12 protein-coding genes are annotated in these 13,297 nt (G+C 73.9%); 8 read left to right on the forward strand and 4 right to left on the reverse strand.

Annotated features, from left to right (window positions below; all coding sequences use genetic code 11):
* Window positions 1–8: 8 nt before the first annotated feature.
* From AB0L33_RS20795 to AB0L33_RS20815, 5 genes are read left to right on the forward strand one after another with little or no spacing between them, the layout of a single operon-like run.
* On the forward strand, window positions 9–2,732 hold the full coding sequence (locus AB0L33_RS20795) for a nitrate- and nitrite sensing domain-containing protein (protein ID WP_365683445.1): 2,724 nt from the start codon (window positions 9–11) through the stop codon (window positions 2,730–2,732).
* Window positions 2,729–3,166, forward strand: coding sequence for a roadblock/LC7 domain-containing protein (locus tag AB0L33_RS20800; protein WP_018105797.1), 438 nt, complete (start codon window positions 2,729–2,731; stop codon window positions 3,164–3,166). Before AB0L33_RS20795 ends, AB0L33_RS20800 begins: the two co-directional genes overlap by 4 nt.
* A complete protein-coding gene (locus tag AB0L33_RS20805) occupies window positions 3,163–3,585 on the forward strand; it encodes a DUF742 domain-containing protein (RefSeq protein ID WP_365683447.1) in 423 nt (140 codons plus the stop codon). Before AB0L33_RS20800 ends, AB0L33_RS20805 begins: the two co-directional genes overlap by 4 nt.
* A 6-nt stretch (window positions 3,586–3,591) precedes the next feature.
* Complete coding sequence (locus tag AB0L33_RS20810) at window positions 3,592–4,161, forward strand: ATP/GTP-binding protein (RefSeq protein WP_365683449.1); 570 nt, start codon at window positions 3,592–3,594, stop codon at window positions 4,159–4,161.
* Between the two features lie 54 nt (window positions 4,162–4,215).
* The gene (locus AB0L33_RS20815; RefSeq protein WP_365683451.1) at window positions 4,216–5,349 is read left to right on the forward strand and encodes an FAD-dependent monooxygenase; all 1,134 of its coding nucleotides are present in this window, start codon (window positions 4,216–4,218) and stop codon (window positions 5,347–5,349) included.
* Window positions 5,350–5,407: 58 nt separating this feature from the next.
* Here AB0L33_RS20815 and AB0L33_RS20820 read toward each other — a convergent pair whose 3' ends face one another.
* Together AB0L33_RS20820 and AB0L33_RS20825 are read right to left on the reverse strand one after the other, a co-directional pair.
* A complete protein-coding gene (locus AB0L33_RS20820) occupies window positions 5,408–5,809 on the reverse strand; it encodes a RidA family protein (protein WP_365683453.1) in 402 nt (133 codons plus the stop codon).
* Window positions 5,806–6,933, reverse strand: coding sequence for an acyl-CoA dehydrogenase family protein (locus AB0L33_RS20825; protein WP_365683455.1), 1,128 nt, complete (start codon window positions 6,931–6,933; stop codon window positions 5,806–5,808). Before AB0L33_RS20825 ends, AB0L33_RS20820 begins: the two co-directional genes overlap by 4 nt.
* 146 nt (window positions 6,934–7,079) lie before the next feature.
* Between AB0L33_RS20825 and AB0L33_RS20830 the strand changes: the two genes are divergently transcribed.
* Genes AB0L33_RS20830 through AB0L33_RS20840 form a run of 3 tightly spaced genes read left to right on the forward strand, consistent with a single transcriptional unit; the run spans window position 7,080 to window position 10,018 of the window.
* Complete coding sequence (locus AB0L33_RS20830) at window positions 7,080–8,732, forward strand: AMP-binding protein (RefSeq protein ID WP_365683457.1); 1,653 nt, start codon at window positions 7,080–7,082, stop codon at window positions 8,730–8,732.
* Window positions 8,733–8,736: 4 nt separating this feature from the next.
* Window positions 8,737–9,582 carry a PaaX family transcriptional regulator C-terminal domain-containing protein gene (locus AB0L33_RS20835; protein WP_365683459.1) on the forward strand — a complete coding sequence of 282 codons (846 nt, stop codon included), beginning with the start codon at window positions 8,737–8,739 and terminating at the stop codon, window positions 9,580–9,582.
* A complete protein-coding gene (locus AB0L33_RS20840; protein WP_365683461.1) occupies window positions 9,575–10,018 on the forward strand; it encodes a hypothetical protein in 444 nt (147 codons plus the stop codon). The genes AB0L33_RS20835 and AB0L33_RS20840 overlap by 8 nt, the downstream gene beginning before the upstream one ends.
* Here the strand turns inward: AB0L33_RS20840 and AB0L33_RS20845 are convergent.
* Window positions 10,005–12,284: a bifunctional salicylyl-CoA 5-hydroxylase/oxidoreductase gene (locus AB0L33_RS20845; protein WP_365683463.1), complete on the reverse strand. Its 2,280-nt coding sequence runs from the start codon at window positions 12,282–12,284 to the stop codon at window positions 10,005–10,007. The genes AB0L33_RS20840 and AB0L33_RS20845 overlap by 14 nt on opposite strands.
* Window positions 12,281–13,108, reverse strand: a complete 828-nt coding sequence (locus AB0L33_RS20850; protein ID WP_365683465.1) for an enoyl-CoA hydratase family protein — start codon at window positions 13,106–13,108, stop codon at window positions 12,281–12,283. Before AB0L33_RS20850 ends, AB0L33_RS20845 begins: the two co-directional genes overlap by 4 nt.
* Between the last annotated feature and the right edge of the window lie 189 nt (window positions 13,109–13,297).

Genomic DNA, 13,297 nt, shown 5'->3' on the forward strand with positions numbered 1-13,297 from the left:
CGACCACAATGGCGCTGCGGACGGCCCTGCTCGTACTGGCCGTCGTCCCCGGTGTTGCCCTGGCCGCCCTCTGGGCCGTCACCAGTGGTCAGACTCTGCTCGACTTCCAGAAGCAAGCGGCCCAAGGCCAGTTGGCCCAGAAGGCCGGCCAGCCGTCGAACATCGTGTACTACAACCTCCAGGAGGAGCGGCGGCTCAGCGCGGAGGCACTGGCCCGCAAGGGAGGAGCCACCGACGCCCTGCGCAAGCAGCGCAAGCTGACCGACAAGGCGATCACCAGCTTCCAGTCGCTGTCCGGCACCGACACCGAGGACGCCCCTGGCGAGGTGCGGGACGCGGTCGCCGAGGCCCGGACGGCGATCACCCAACTCCCGGCACAGCGCGCGCTCGTGGATGAGGGCGACAACGACCAGCAGAAGGCCGTGTACCGCTATTACACGGACCTGATCGCCGTCGACCTGAGGCTCTTCACGGCCCTCAGCCATGTCGACAACGGCCGGATCACCACGATCTCGCAGCCGTTGGTGGACATGTTCTGGGCCAAGGAGATGATCTCCCGCTCGGACGCCCTGCTCGCGCGGGGCTGGATGAAGGGCGAACTGGGCGCCGCGGACCTCCAGGACGTCCGGCAGGCCGTCTCCGCCCAGTCGTTCCAGTACACGACGAAGGTCCTCCCCTATCTCCCGGCGGACGAGAAGGCCAAGTGGCAGGAGGTCTTCGGCGGTACGGCGTGGAAGGCCAAGACCCGGGTGGAGACCCAGGTCCTGCGCCCGGCGGGCGCGGACTCCTCCGGCTCCGTCTCCCTCCACGCGAAGGAGGCCGACTGGCGCGGCGCGATGGACGAGCTCACGCCGCAGCTGGTCGAGCTGATGGAGGCCCGCACCGACGTGGTGGTCGCGGAGGGCAAGGACAGTGTGATCTCCCTCCTCATCAAGGTCGTTCTGACCACGGTCGTCGGCCTCGCCGCCGTCGTCGCGGTCATCTGGTTCACCTGGCGGCTCTCCCGCAACCTGCGCCGCCGGATCAGCCGGCTCCAGGAGCGGGCCGAGGAGCTGGAGAAGGCGCTGCCCGACGTGGTCGAGCGGCTCGGCAGGGGCGAGCGCATCGACGTCGAGGCCGAGGCCCGGGCGATCGGGGACGGTGGCGACCCCGGCACCGCGGACGAGCTGGCCCAGCTCGGCCACGCGCTCGACCTGGCCCGCACCAGCGCCCTGCGCGCCGCCGTCGACCAGGCCGACCAGCACCGGGGCTTCGAGCGGCTGCTCCAGCGCATCGCCCGCCGCACCCAGCAGCTCATCGGCCAGCAGCTGAAGAAGCTGGACGAGCTGGAGCGCAAGCACGAGGACCCCGAGGTGCTGGACGGCCTCTTCGACCTCGACCACCTCACCGCGCGCCTGAGGCGCTACGAGGAGAACCTGGTGATCCTCGCGGGCGGCTCCCCGCACCGGCGCTGGCGCAAGCCCGTACCGCTGCTGGACGTCATGCGCTCCGCACAGGGCGAGGTGCAGGACTACCAGCGCGTGGTGCTCGACCTGGACGGTTCGCCGTGGCTCGCGGCGCGGGCCGTGGGACCGGTCTCCCATGTGCTGGCGGAGCTGATCGAGAACGCCCTCACCTTCTCCCGGCCGCCCAGTCCCGTCGAGGTCAGGGCCGCCCAGGTGAGCCGGGGCCTGGCCATCGAGGTCGAGGACCGCGGGCTCGGCATGGAGGAGGACCAGCTCGCGGCGGCCAATGAGCTGATGAGCCGGCCGCCCCGGATGGACGTGCTGGCCCACGCCGACGACATCCGCCTCGGCCTCTACGTGATCGCGCGCCTCGCCGACCAGCACGGGCTCCGGGTGGAGTTCCGCCACTCGGCGTTCGGCGGCACCCGCGTCGTCGTGCTGGTCCCGGACGCGCTCACCGTTCCCGGCCCGCACGCCGGTCCGGTGGCCGTCCCCGCCCCCGAGCCGGAGGAGCCCGCCCAGGCTCCCGCCCCGCTCCGGGACACCGACGCGCTGCCCAGCCGCGGCCGGGGCAGGGCCCTCGCCGGGGTCACCGCCCTGCACGCGCCGGGCACGCCCGAGCCCGCCCCCGCACCCGCACCCGCACCCGATGCGCCGTACGACGGCGCGGACGGGCATGCGTACGGGCAGCGGGACGACGTGTACGGCGGGGCGCCGCCGGAGGAGGCCGCCCACCACGGCGGGTACCCGGGCGCCGAGCAGCCGTACATGACCGCTCAGGGGCAGTACCCGGTCGCCCACCAGGCGTACCCGGAGTCCTCGGAGGCGTACGGCGCTCCCCAGCAGCCCTACACGGACACGTATCTGACGGGCGAACTGGACGCGGACGGCTTCCCCGTGTCCCTGCCCCCGCAGCCGGAACCGGCCGCCGGGCACCCGGGACACGGCGGGCACGCCGGACCCCCCGGGCACGCCGCCCAGCCCGTGCCGCTTGCCGAGCCCGCGCCGGGACCGGGCCTTCCGGTCACGCCGTCCGGGGCGTCCTTCGGGGAGCCGCCGTTGCCGCGCCGGGTGCGTCAGGCCAGCCTCGCCGACGAGCTGCGGGTCGACCCGGCCGCGCCGGCCGCCGCGGCCCGGCCGCGGGTCAGGGCGGAGGACCCGCCGCCCCGGACCGCCCCGCACCGCGCGGGCGCGGCCATCGGAGCGTTCCAGCGCCGCTCCCGGGCCGCCCGCGCCACCGACGGGCCGCCGACGCAGCCCGACCTCACGAGAGAAGAACGGACATGACACGCACTACCGCCACTCGCCAGGATCTCGACTGGCTCCTCGACGGTCTGGTCGACTCGGTGGCCGAGACCATCAACGCCGTCCTGCTCTCGGACGACGGGCTGGTGGTGAGCCACTCGCGCACCATCGAGCGGCCCGACGCCGAGCGGTTGGCCGCGATCTGCACCGGCCAGCAGAGCCTGGCCCGGGGGGTGGGCCAGCTCTTCAACGGCGGCGGCGTCCACCAGGTGATCGTGGAGCTGGCGGACCTGTGGCTCTTCATCATCTCGGCGGGCCAGGGCACCCACCTGGCCGTCATCGCCTCCCAGGAGGTGGACGCCGAGATCATGTCGCTCGCCATGCACAACCTCGTCCTCCAGGTCGGCCAGAAGCTCAGCACCCCGGCGCGGGACGACTTCGACGCCTTCGGCGCCGGGGACAGGCCGCGGGCGTGAGCGGCCACTGGCCTTACGGGCAGGGGGAATTCGAGGACGACGGCGAGGACGCCGCGGGCACGATGGTGCGCCCGTACACCATCACCCGCGGCCGGACGGCACCCGACCGGGACGACCTCACCCTCATCACCGTGCTCACGACCGCGCACGACCCGCGGGACGAGCACGGCGCGGCGGCCCGCCCGGGGCGGCTCCAGCCGGAACACCGGCTGATCCTGGAGCGCTGCCGGCGGCCCGCCGCGGTCGCCGAGGTCGCCTCGGACCTCGACCTGCCGGTCTCGGTGACCAAGATCCTTCTGGCGGACCTGGTCGCCTCCGGCCTCCTGATCGCCCGGGCCCCGCTCTCGGTGGCCCGGGCGTCCGGTGGCGCCGACATGGGCGTACTGGCCGCTGTTCGCGACGGACTCCGGAGACTCTGACCCAAGATGACCACCAGTCAGGCGGCGCCCGCCGCCGTCAAGATCCTGATAGCCGGCGGCTTCGGCGTCGGCAAGACCACCCTTGTGGGGGCCGTCAGCGAGGTCGCCCCGCTGCGCACCGAGGAGCTTCTGACCACGGCCAGCATCGGCGTGGACGACCTGGCCGGCGTCGGTCAGAAGGACACGACGACCGTGGCCCTGGACTTCGGCCGGATCACGGTCAGCCAGGACCTCGTCGTCTACCTGTTCGGCACACCGGGCCAGGAGCGCTTCTGGTTCATGTGGAACGACCTGGTCAACGGGGCCCTCGGCGGCGTCGTGATCGCCGACACCCGACGCCTGGAGTCCAGCTTCGCCTCGATCGACTTCTTCGAGAGCCGGGACATCCCGTTCGTCGTCGCGATCAACTGCTTCTTCGGGCACAACACCCGTACCACGGAGGAGATCAGGGCCGCCCTGGACCTGGACCCGCACGTGCCGCTCCTGGTCGGCGACGTCCGCGAGCGGCCGTTCGGCCGGGATGTGCTGCTGGCCCTCGTCGACCACCTGATGAGCCTGCCCGTGGCAGTGGGCTGACCCCGGTCCCATTCCTCAACCTCCCCCTACTTCCTCGCTCTGGAGAGATCCGACATGGCAACACCCCTGCGCGTCCTGATCCACGGCGGCGGCATCGGCGGGCTGACGCTCGCCACCGCCCTGGCCCGGCGGGGCCACACCGTCGAGGTGGCCGAGCTCCGCGACGAGCTCGACGCCCTCGGCGTCGGCATCATCCAGCCGTCCAACGCCCTGCACGTGATGCGGGAGATCGGGGTGCTGGAGGACTGCCTGGCGGCGGGCTTCGAGTGGGAGGTCCTGACCATCGCGGACCCGGCCGGCAACACCCTGGCCGAGATACCGCAGCCGCGCATGGGCGACGCCCCGTCCAACAACGGAATCCCCCGCCCCGCGCTCGCCCGCGTCCTGAACGCGGCGGCCACCTCGGCCGGTGCGAAGATCCGGTTCGGCGCGACCGTCGCCGAGCTCACCGACGACGGCAGCGGCGTCGACGTCACCCTCTCCGACGGCTCGTCCGGCCGCTGGGACCTCGTCGTCGGCTTCGACGGCATCGGCTCGCCGCTGCGCACCCGGCTGTACGGGGACCGCTACGCCCCCCAGTACACCGGCTTCGCCAACTGGCGCGTCACCGTGCCCCGTCAGGAGCAGGTGCGGGGTGTCGTGATGGGCACGGCGGGCCAGGCCGCGAAGGCGCTGCTGACCCCGATCACCGACGAGCTGATGTACCTGGGCTCGGTCTTCGCGGAGGCCGAGGACTTCCGGCCGGACCCGGAGAAGGCGCACGAGCAGCTGAAGGAGCGGCTGGCGATGTTCTCGGGACCGGTCGCCGAGGCACTGGCCGAGGTCACCGGTCCCGAGGCGGTCGTCTACTCGCGGATCTCCCAGGTGACGGTCGAGGAGCCGTGGCACGTGGGCCGGGTGGTCCTGGCCGGTGACGCGGCGCACGCGAGCACCCCGCACATCGCGCAGGGCGCGGCGATGGCCGTGGAGGACGCGCTGGTGCTCGCCGAGTCGCTGGACGCCGAGGCGGACGTCGACGCGGCCCTGGACGTCTGGGAGGCCCGTCGCCGTCCGCGCGCCATGTGGGTGCAGGCGATGTCCCGCGCGGTGCTGAAGCAGGAGACGGGCGGCGAGACGACGCCGGAGGAGGACGAGCTGCTGAAGATCGGCATCCCGGGCGCGGCGCACGTGCTGGTGCAGCCGTACTGATGGAGGCGCCGCGCCCCCGCCGGGTCCGGTTTCCGGGCCCGGCGGGGGCGGTCGTCGTTCAGGGCAGGACCGCGATGCCGTCGATCTCGACGCGTGCCTGTTCGTCCCAGAGCCGGGCCGCGCCGATGACCGCCATGGCCGGGTAGTCGCGGCCCGCCATCCGCCGCCAGATCCGGCCCAGCTCCGGGGCGTTGGCCCGGTAGTCGGCGACGTCGGTGGCGTACACCGTGACGCGGGCGAGGTCGGCCGGGGAGCCGCCCGCCGCGCGCAGGGCGGTGAGGAGGTTGCCGAGGGCGGTCGCGAACTGCTCGGGCAGGGTGCCGCCCACGACCTCGCCGTGCTGGTCCAGGGCGGTCTGCCCGGCCAGGAAGACGAGCCGGCCGCCGGTCGCGGTGACGGCGTGCGAGAAGCCGGAGGCGGGCGAGAGTTCGTGCGGGTTGATGCGGTGGATCGGGCTCATGCGGTGGGCTCCCGGTTCGCGTACAGCTCCTTGGCGATGATCGTGCGCTGGACCTCGCTGGCGCCCTCGTAGATGCGCGGGGCACGGACCTCCCGGTAGAGGTGTTCGAGGAGGTGGCCCCGGCGCAGGGCGCGGGCGCCGTGCAACTGGACGGCGGTGTCCACGACGAACTGCGCGGTCTCCGTGGCGTACAGCTTGGCCATCGCGGCCCGGCGCGGCACCCCGGGCTCCCCGGCGTCATGGGCGGCGGCGGCCGCGTAGACCAGCAGCCGGGCGGCCTCGGTGCGGGTGGCCATCTCGGCGACCTGGTGCGACACGGCCTGGAGGGCGGAGAGGGGCGCGCCGAAGGCGGTCCGGGTCGCGGTGTGCTCCACGGTGGCGTCGAGAGCGGCCCGGGCCATGCCGAGGGCGAAGGCGCCGACGCTGGGGCGGAAGAGGTTCAGGGTGTCCATGGCGACCGCGAAGCCCCGGTCCGGCTCGCCGAGCAGGTCGTCGGGGGTGACGCGCACTCCGTCGAAGGCGAGGGCCCCGATCGGGTGCGGGGAGAGCATGTCCAGGGCGGTGCCGGTCAGCCCGGCGCGGTCGGCGGGGACCAGGAACGCGGTGACGCCACGGGCCCGGACGCCGGGCGTCGTGCGGGCGAAGACCGTGTAGAAGTCGGCCTCCGGCGCGTTGGAGATCCAGCACTTCTCGCCGGTGAGCCGCCAGCCGCCGGAGTCCGGGGCGGCGTCGAGCGCGAGGGCCGCCGCGTCGGAGCCCGCGCCCGGCTCGCTGAGCGCGAAGGCGGCGACCTGGCGGCCGGCGCGGACCCCCGGGAGCCATCGTTCGCGCTGGGCGGGGGTGCCGGACCGGAGCACGGGGAACGCGCCCAGGCCCTGGAGCGCGAGAGCCGTCTCGGCCTCGGTGCAGCCCCGGGCGAGCGATTCGCGCAGCAGGCAGAGGTCCAGGGCGCCCGAGCCGAACAGCCGGTCGAGGAGGCCCAGCTCGCCGAGGGCGGCGAGCAGCGGGCGGTTGACGTGCCCCTGCACGCCCTCGGCGGCGAGCGGGGCGAGCCGGTCACGGGCCAGGGTGCGCAGCTCCTCGCACCAGGCGGTCTGTGCCGGATCGAGCGAGAATGCCGTCATACCGGCGCCTCTCTGGTCGGATCTGGTCAAAGATTTTTCGAATCGATGGCACCTGAGCTCGACGGCACCTGAGCATCTTTATCGCGGACCGTTGACTACCGTCACCCAAACGATACGCTCCAAGGGCGACAAGGGAGCGATGCTTCATGGACCCGAACACCATGGACCCGAAAACCTCAGCGCACATCGACGGCTTCGCCAGGGAGCATCTGCCCCCCGTGGAGCAGTGGCCGGACCTGCTCTTCGACCTGCCCGAGCTGCACTACCCGGACCGGCTCAACTGCGCCGCCGAGCTCCTGGACCGCACGGCCGACCGCCTGGGCCCCGACCGCCCCGCCTTTCGCACACCGGACGGCGGGGCGCTGTCCTACGGGGAGCTGCGCGGCCTCGTCGACCGGATCGCCCATGTCCTCACCTCGGACCTGGGGGTCGTCCCCGGCAACCGCGTCCTGCTGCGCGGCCCCACCACGCCGCGTCTCGCCGCCTGCTGGCTGGCGGTGCTGAAGGCGGGCGCGGTCGCCGTCACCGTACTGGCGCAGCAGCGGGCGTCCGAGCTGGCCACGATCTGCTCGATCGCCCGGGTGAGCCACGCCCTGTGCGACGCGCGGTCGGTCGAGGACCTGGCGCGGGCGGAGGTGCCCGGGCTGCGGATCACGGCGTACGGGGGTGAGGCGCCGGACGACCTGCTGCGGCTGGCGGCCGCCCGGCCGGGGCCGTACCGGGCGGTGGACACCGCGTCGGACGACGTGGCGCTGATCGCGTTCACCTCGGGCACCACGGGCCGCCCCAAGGGGTGCATGCATCTGCACCGGGATGTGCTGGCCATTGCGGACACCTTCTCGCGGCACGTCCTGCGGCCCGGGCCCGACGACGTGTTCGCGGGCAGTCCGCCGCTCGGTTTCACCTTCGGGCTCGGGGGCCTGGTGGTGTTCCCGCTGCGGGTGGGCGCCTCGGCACTGCTGCTCGAACAGGCGGGCCCGAAGCAGCTGCTGCCCGCCCTGGCCGAGCACCGCGTCTCGGTGCTGTTCACGGCGCCGACCGCGTACCGGGTGATGCTGGACCAGCTCGACGGGCACGACCTGTCGGCGCTGCGCCGGTGTGTCTCGGCGGGCGAGAACCTGCCGGAGGCGACCTGGCACGCCTGGCACGAGCGGACCGGGCTGCGGATCATCAACGGCATCGGCGCGACCGAGCTGCTGCACATCTTCGTCTCGGCCGCCGACGACGCGATCCGCCCCGGCACCACGGGCGTCCCGGTCCCCGGCTGGCAGGCCCGGGTGGTGGACGCCGACGGCGCGCCCGTGCCGGACGGGGAGCCGGGCCTGCTGGCCGTGCGCGGCCCGGTCGGCTGCCGCTACCTCGCGGACGAGCGGCAGCGCGACTACGTACGGCACGGCTGGAACGTCACCGGCGACACCTATGTGCGCGACCCGGACGGCTACTTCCGCTACGTGGCCCGCGCCGACGACATGATCATCTCCTCGGGGTACAACATCGCGGGCCCCGAGGTCGAGGAGGCCCTGCTGCGCCACCCGGACGTGGCGGAGGCCGCGGTGGTGGGGCAGGCGGACGAGCTGCGCGGCCGGATCGTGGCGGCGTACGTGGTGCCGCGGGAGGGCGCCGCGCCGACGGCGGACGAGCTGCGCACGTTCATGCGGGCGGAGCTGGCCCCGCACAAGTGCCCCCGCCGCATCACCTTCCTGCCGGCTCTTCCCCGTACCGCCACGGGAAAACTGCAACGGTTCAGGCTCCGCGCGGGCGAACCCGGTGCGGCGGACCCCGCGCCGGACCGAGAATGATCACATGGCCGAACCGCACACCCCCCGTTCACTGATCGTCACCCTGTACGGGGCGTACGGCCGCACCCCCGGAGACGGGCCGATGCCGGTGGCCGGTCTGGTCAGGCTGCTCGGCGCCGTCGGCGTGGACGCGCCCGCCGTACGCTCGTCCGTCTCCCGGCTGAAGCGGCGCGGGCTGCTCGTCGCCGGGCGCACGGCGGACGGGGCGGCGGGGTACGCGCTGTCGGCGGACGCCCGCCAGCTCCTGGACGACGGCGACCGGCGCATCTACCGCCATCCGGACCCGCCGTTGGCGGACGGCTGGGTGCTGGCGGTGTTCTCGGTGCCCGAGGCGGAGCGCCACAAGCGGCACCTGCTGCGCTCGCGGCTCGCCCGGCTCGGCTTCGGCACCGCCGCCCCCGGTGTCTGGATCGCTCCGGCCGGGCTGCGCGACGAGACCCGGCACACCCTGGAACGCCTGGAACTCGCCCCGTACGTCGATCTGTTCCGGGCCGAGCACCTGGGCTTCTCCGCGACCCGGGAGGCCGTGGCGCGCTGGTGGGACCTGGACGCGGTCGCCCGGCTCCACCACGGCTTCCTGGACCGCCACGAACCGGTGCTCAGGGCCTGGGAGGCACGCGGCGACGCGGCGGCGGACCCGGAGGCGGCCTACCGGGACTATCTCACCGCGCTGGACTCGTGGCGCCGGGTGCCCTACGCCGATCCGGGGCTGCCCGGGGAGCTGCTGCCCGACGGGTGGCCGGGCGCCAGGTCGGCCGAGGTGTTCCGGGCGCTGCACGAGCGGTTGCGGGACGCGGGGGCAGAGTTCGCGGCCGGGCTGGTGGCCGGCGCGGAGCCGGGCCGTGGCTGAGGCGCCCGAGCCGCGCTGGCTGGTCGCGGCGAACGTCGTGCGGTGGCGGCGGTACGGGGAGCTGGGCCAGGAGTTCCGCTCCGGCACCAAGGCGTTCCGGCCGGGCGCCAAGGTCTATGTGGTGGACACCCATGCCGGGATGGGCCACGAGCAGCTGACGGCGGTCGGTCACGGGCGGCACACCGGTCACTGGATCACCATCGACACCGGCACCCGCCATCTGCACACGTTCCGGGCCCGGTTGGTGCACTCCCCCGCCGTGCTCCGGCGGTGCCCCGGCCACGCGCCCCGCACCCGGGAGGAGGCCGCGGAGCTGGCCGGGCTGCTGGAGCGCGTCGCGCGCCTGGGGCGCGACACCCACCACGCGGCCCCGCATCCGGACCCGTGCCTGTGCCACGAGTGCCTGCCGGCCGGCCCGGACGTCAGCCCAGCGTGAGGCGCGGCTTCGGGGCGTCGGTGCGGCCGGTCGGCGGGGTGCGGCTGCCCGCGCGGTACGGGAGGGGCCAGGGGGCGCCCGGGCCGGTGTAGCCCTGCTCGGCGGCCGCGTGGAGCGTCCAGTGCGGGTCGTAGAGGTGGGGGCGGGCCAGGGCGCAGAGGTCGGCGCGGCCCGCGAGGAGCAGGGAGTTGACGTCGTCCCAGGAGGAGATCGCGCCGACCGCGATGACCGGCACGCACAGGGTGTTGCGGATGCGGTCGGCGTACGGGGTCTGGTAGGACCGCCCGTACTCGGGCCGCTCGTCGGGCACCACCTGGCCGGTGGAGACGTCGATGGCGTCGGCCCCGTGCGCGACGAACGCGCGGGCGATCTCCACGGCGTCCTCGGCGGTGGTGCCGCCCTCCGCCCAGTCGGTGGCGGAGATCCGCACGGTCATCGGCCGGTCGTCGGGCCACAGCGCGCGGACCTCGTCGAAGACCTCCAGCGGGAAGCGGAGGCGGTGGGCGAGCGGCCCGCCGTAGGCGTCCGTGCGCCGGTTGGTGAGCGGCGAGAGGAAGCCGGAGAGCAGATAGCCGTGCGCGCAGTGCAGTTCGAGGAGGTCGAACCCGCAGGCGGCGGCGCGCCGGGCGGCGGCGGCGAACTGCTCGCGGACCTCGTCCAGACCGGCCCGGTCCAGGGCGTGCGGGACCTGGTTGACCCCGGGCGCGTACGGCAGCGGCGAGGCGGCGGTCACCGGCCAGTTGCCGTGGTCCAGGGGCTGGTCGATGCCCTCCCACATGAGCTTGGTGGAGCCCTTGCGGCCCGAGTGGCCGAGCTGGACGCCGATCGCGGTGCCCGGGGACGCGGTGTGCACGAAGTCGGTGACCCGGGTCCAGACGGCTGCCTGTTCGTCGGTGTAGAGGCCGGTGCAGCCCGGGGTGATGCGGCCCTCGGGGCTGACGCAGACCATCTCGGTCATGACGAGCCCGGCGCCGCCGAGCGCCCTGGCGCCGAGGTGGACGAGGTGGAAGTCGCCGGGGACGCCGTCGGTGGCCGAGTACATGTCCATCGGCGAGACGACGACGCGGTTGCGCAGTTCCAGGCCGCGCAGCCGCAGCGGGGTGAACATCGGCGGGGTGCCCGGCGGGCAGCCGGCCTCCTCCTCCACCCCGGCCGTGAACGCGGGGTCACGGAGCCGGAGGTTGTCGTGGGTGACGCGGCGGCTGCGGGTGAGGAGGTTGAACGCGAACTGCCGAGGCGGCTGGTCCACGTATGTGCCCAGCTCCTCGAACCAGCGCAGGCTGGCCGCCGCCGCGCGCTGCGTCGAGTCCACGACGGGCCGCCGCTCGCTCTCGTACGCGGCGAGCGCGGCGGGCAGCGAGGGCTGCTCCTCGATGCAGGCGGCGAGTGCGAGGGCGTCCTCCACGGCGAGCTTGGTGCCGGAGCCGATGGAGAAGTGCGCGGTGTGCGCGGCGTCCCCGATGAGGACGGTGTTCCCGTGCGACCAGTGCTCGTTGACGACGGTACGGAAGGTGAGCCAGGCGGAGTTGTTGGAGCGCAGGGGGCGGTGGCCGAGCGCGTTCGCGAAGACCTTGGCGCACTGGTCGATCGACTCGGCCGGGTCGGGCACGTCGAAGCCGGCCGCGCGCCAGACCTCCTCGCGCATCTCGACGATCACGGTCGACGCGTGCCGCGAGAAGGGGTAGGCGTGGAGCTGCATCACGCCGTAGCCGGTCTCCGCGATCTCGAAGCGGAAGGCGTTCAGGGCGAAGTCGGCGGCGAGCCAGATGTAGCGGCAGCGGTGTCCGGTGATCCGGGGCCGGAAGCTGTCCGCGTGGGCGTCGCGGGTGGTGCTGTGCACGCCGTCGGCGGCGATGACCAGGTCGTGCGTGGCGGCGAGTTCGGCGGCGGGCGGGGCCTGCGCACGGAAGCGGAGGTCGACGCCGAGCCCGGCGCAGCGCTCGTGCAGGATCTCCAGGAGCCGGCGGCGGCCGAGCGCGGCGAAGCCGTGGCCGCCGGAGGTCTGGGTGTGGCCCCGGTGCACGATGTCGATGTCGTCCCAGCGGACGAACTCGCGCTGGAGGGCACGGTGCACGACCGGATCTGCGTGCTCGATGCCGCCCAGGGTCTCGTCGGAGAGGACGACGCCGAAGCCGAAGGTGTCGTCGGGTGCGTTGCGCTCCCAGAGGGTGATGTCGCGGTCCGGGCCGAGGCGCTTGAGCAGCGCCGCCGCGTAGAGCCCGCCGGGGCCGCCGCCGATGACCGCGATCCGGCGCGGGCCGGTCATTTGCCCCGCCAGGCGGGCGGCCGCTTCCCGGTGAACGCGGCGTGGAATTCGGCGTAGTCCTCGCCATGCATCAGGAGGGCCTGGGTCGCGGCGTCCATCTCGACGGCGGCGGCCAGCGGCATGTCCAGCTCGGCGGTGAGCAGCGCCTTGGTCTGGGCGAGGGCGAGCGCGGGCCCGTCCGCGAGGCGGCGGGCGAGCGCGGCGGCGGCCTTGTCGGCGTCGCCCTCGTCGGTGAGCTCGCTGATCAGGCCGATCCGTTCCGCCTCCGGGGCGCGGACCGGTTCGCCGAGCATCAGGAGCCGGGTGGCGTGACCGAGGCCGACGACCCGCGGCAGCAGATAGGCCGCGCCCATGTCGCCGCCGGAGAGCCCGACCCGGGTGAAGAGGAAGGCGAACCGCGCGGTGGGGTCGGCGACGCGGAAGTCGGCGGCGAGGGCGAGGACGGCACCGGCGCCCGCGGCCACCCCGTGCACCGAGGCGACGACGGGGAAGGGGCACTCACGGACCGCGCGGACGACCTGGCCGGTCATCCGATTGAAGTCCAACAGCTGGGCGGTGTCCATCGCGAGCGTGGCGCCGATGATCTCGTCCACATCGCCGCCGGAGCAGAAGCCGCGTCCCTCCCCGGTCAGCACCAGGGCCCGCACGGTGCGCTCCCGGGCCAGCTCGGCCAGCAGGTCGCGGAGGTCGGCGTAGGCGCCGAAGGTCAGGGCGTTGAGCTTGTCGGGCCGGGCGAGGGTGACGGCCGCGACGCCGTCCTCGACGGTGACCCGCAGATGGCGCCAGTGCTGCGTGCGCGGTGCGGAACCGGTGAACGGGCTCATGGCGGGGCGTCCCCTTCGGCCGTCGCTGCTGCTGTCCCGAATTTATCACCGTTACGTGACTGCCGTCACGAGTACGCGATACATCGGCGCGCGCCCGGTCCCGTGACGAATGTCCCCAAGGTGCCGGACCACAGGCTCTTGTCCGCGACGCGCCACTTCGTAAGGTTGGACCCGACACGTCTTGAGCGC

The sequence above is a fragment of the Streptomyces sp. NPDC052299 genome, from assembly GCF_040679335.1.
In the GTDB taxonomy this organism is placed as follows: Bacteria; Actinomycetota; Actinomycetes; order Streptomycetales; family Streptomycetaceae; genus Streptomyces.

Coding starts and splice junctions, on each gene's coding strand:
- AB0L33_RS20795 (WP_365683445.1), top strand. CDS start 9: ATGGCGCTGCGGACGGCCCTGCTCGTACTGGCCGTCGTCCCCGGTGTT.
- AB0L33_RS20800 (WP_018105797.1), top strand. CDS start 2,729: ATGACACGCACTACCGCCACTCGCCAGGATCTCGACTGGCTCCTCGAC.
- AB0L33_RS20810 (WP_365683449.1), top strand. CDS start 3,592: ATGACCACCAGTCAGGCGGCGCCCGCCGCCGTCAAGATCCTGATAGCC.
- AB0L33_RS20815 (WP_365683451.1), top strand. CDS start 4,216: ATGGCAACACCCCTGCGCGTCCTGATCCACGGCGGCGGCATCGGCGGG.
- AB0L33_RS20820 (WP_365683453.1), bottom strand. CDS start 5,809: ATGAGCCCGATCCACCGCATCAACCCGCACGAACTCTCGCCCGCCTCC.
- AB0L33_RS20825 (WP_365683455.1), bottom strand. CDS start 6,933: ATGACGGCATTCTCGCTCGATCCGGCACAGACCGCCTGGTGCGAGGAG.
- AB0L33_RS20830 (WP_365683457.1), top strand. CDS start 7,080: ATGGACCCGAACACCATGGACCCGAAAACCTCAGCGCACATCGACGGC.
- AB0L33_RS20835 (WP_365683459.1), top strand. CDS start 8,737: ATGGCCGAACCGCACACCCCCCGTTCACTGATCGTCACCCTGTACGGG.
- AB0L33_RS20845 (WP_365683463.1), bottom strand. CDS start 12,284: ATGACCGGCCCGCGCCGGATCGCGGTCATCGGCGGCGGCCCCGGCGGG.
- AB0L33_RS20850 (WP_365683465.1), bottom strand. CDS start 13,108: ATGAGCCCGTTCACCGGTTCCGCACCGCGCACGCAGCACTGGCGCCAT.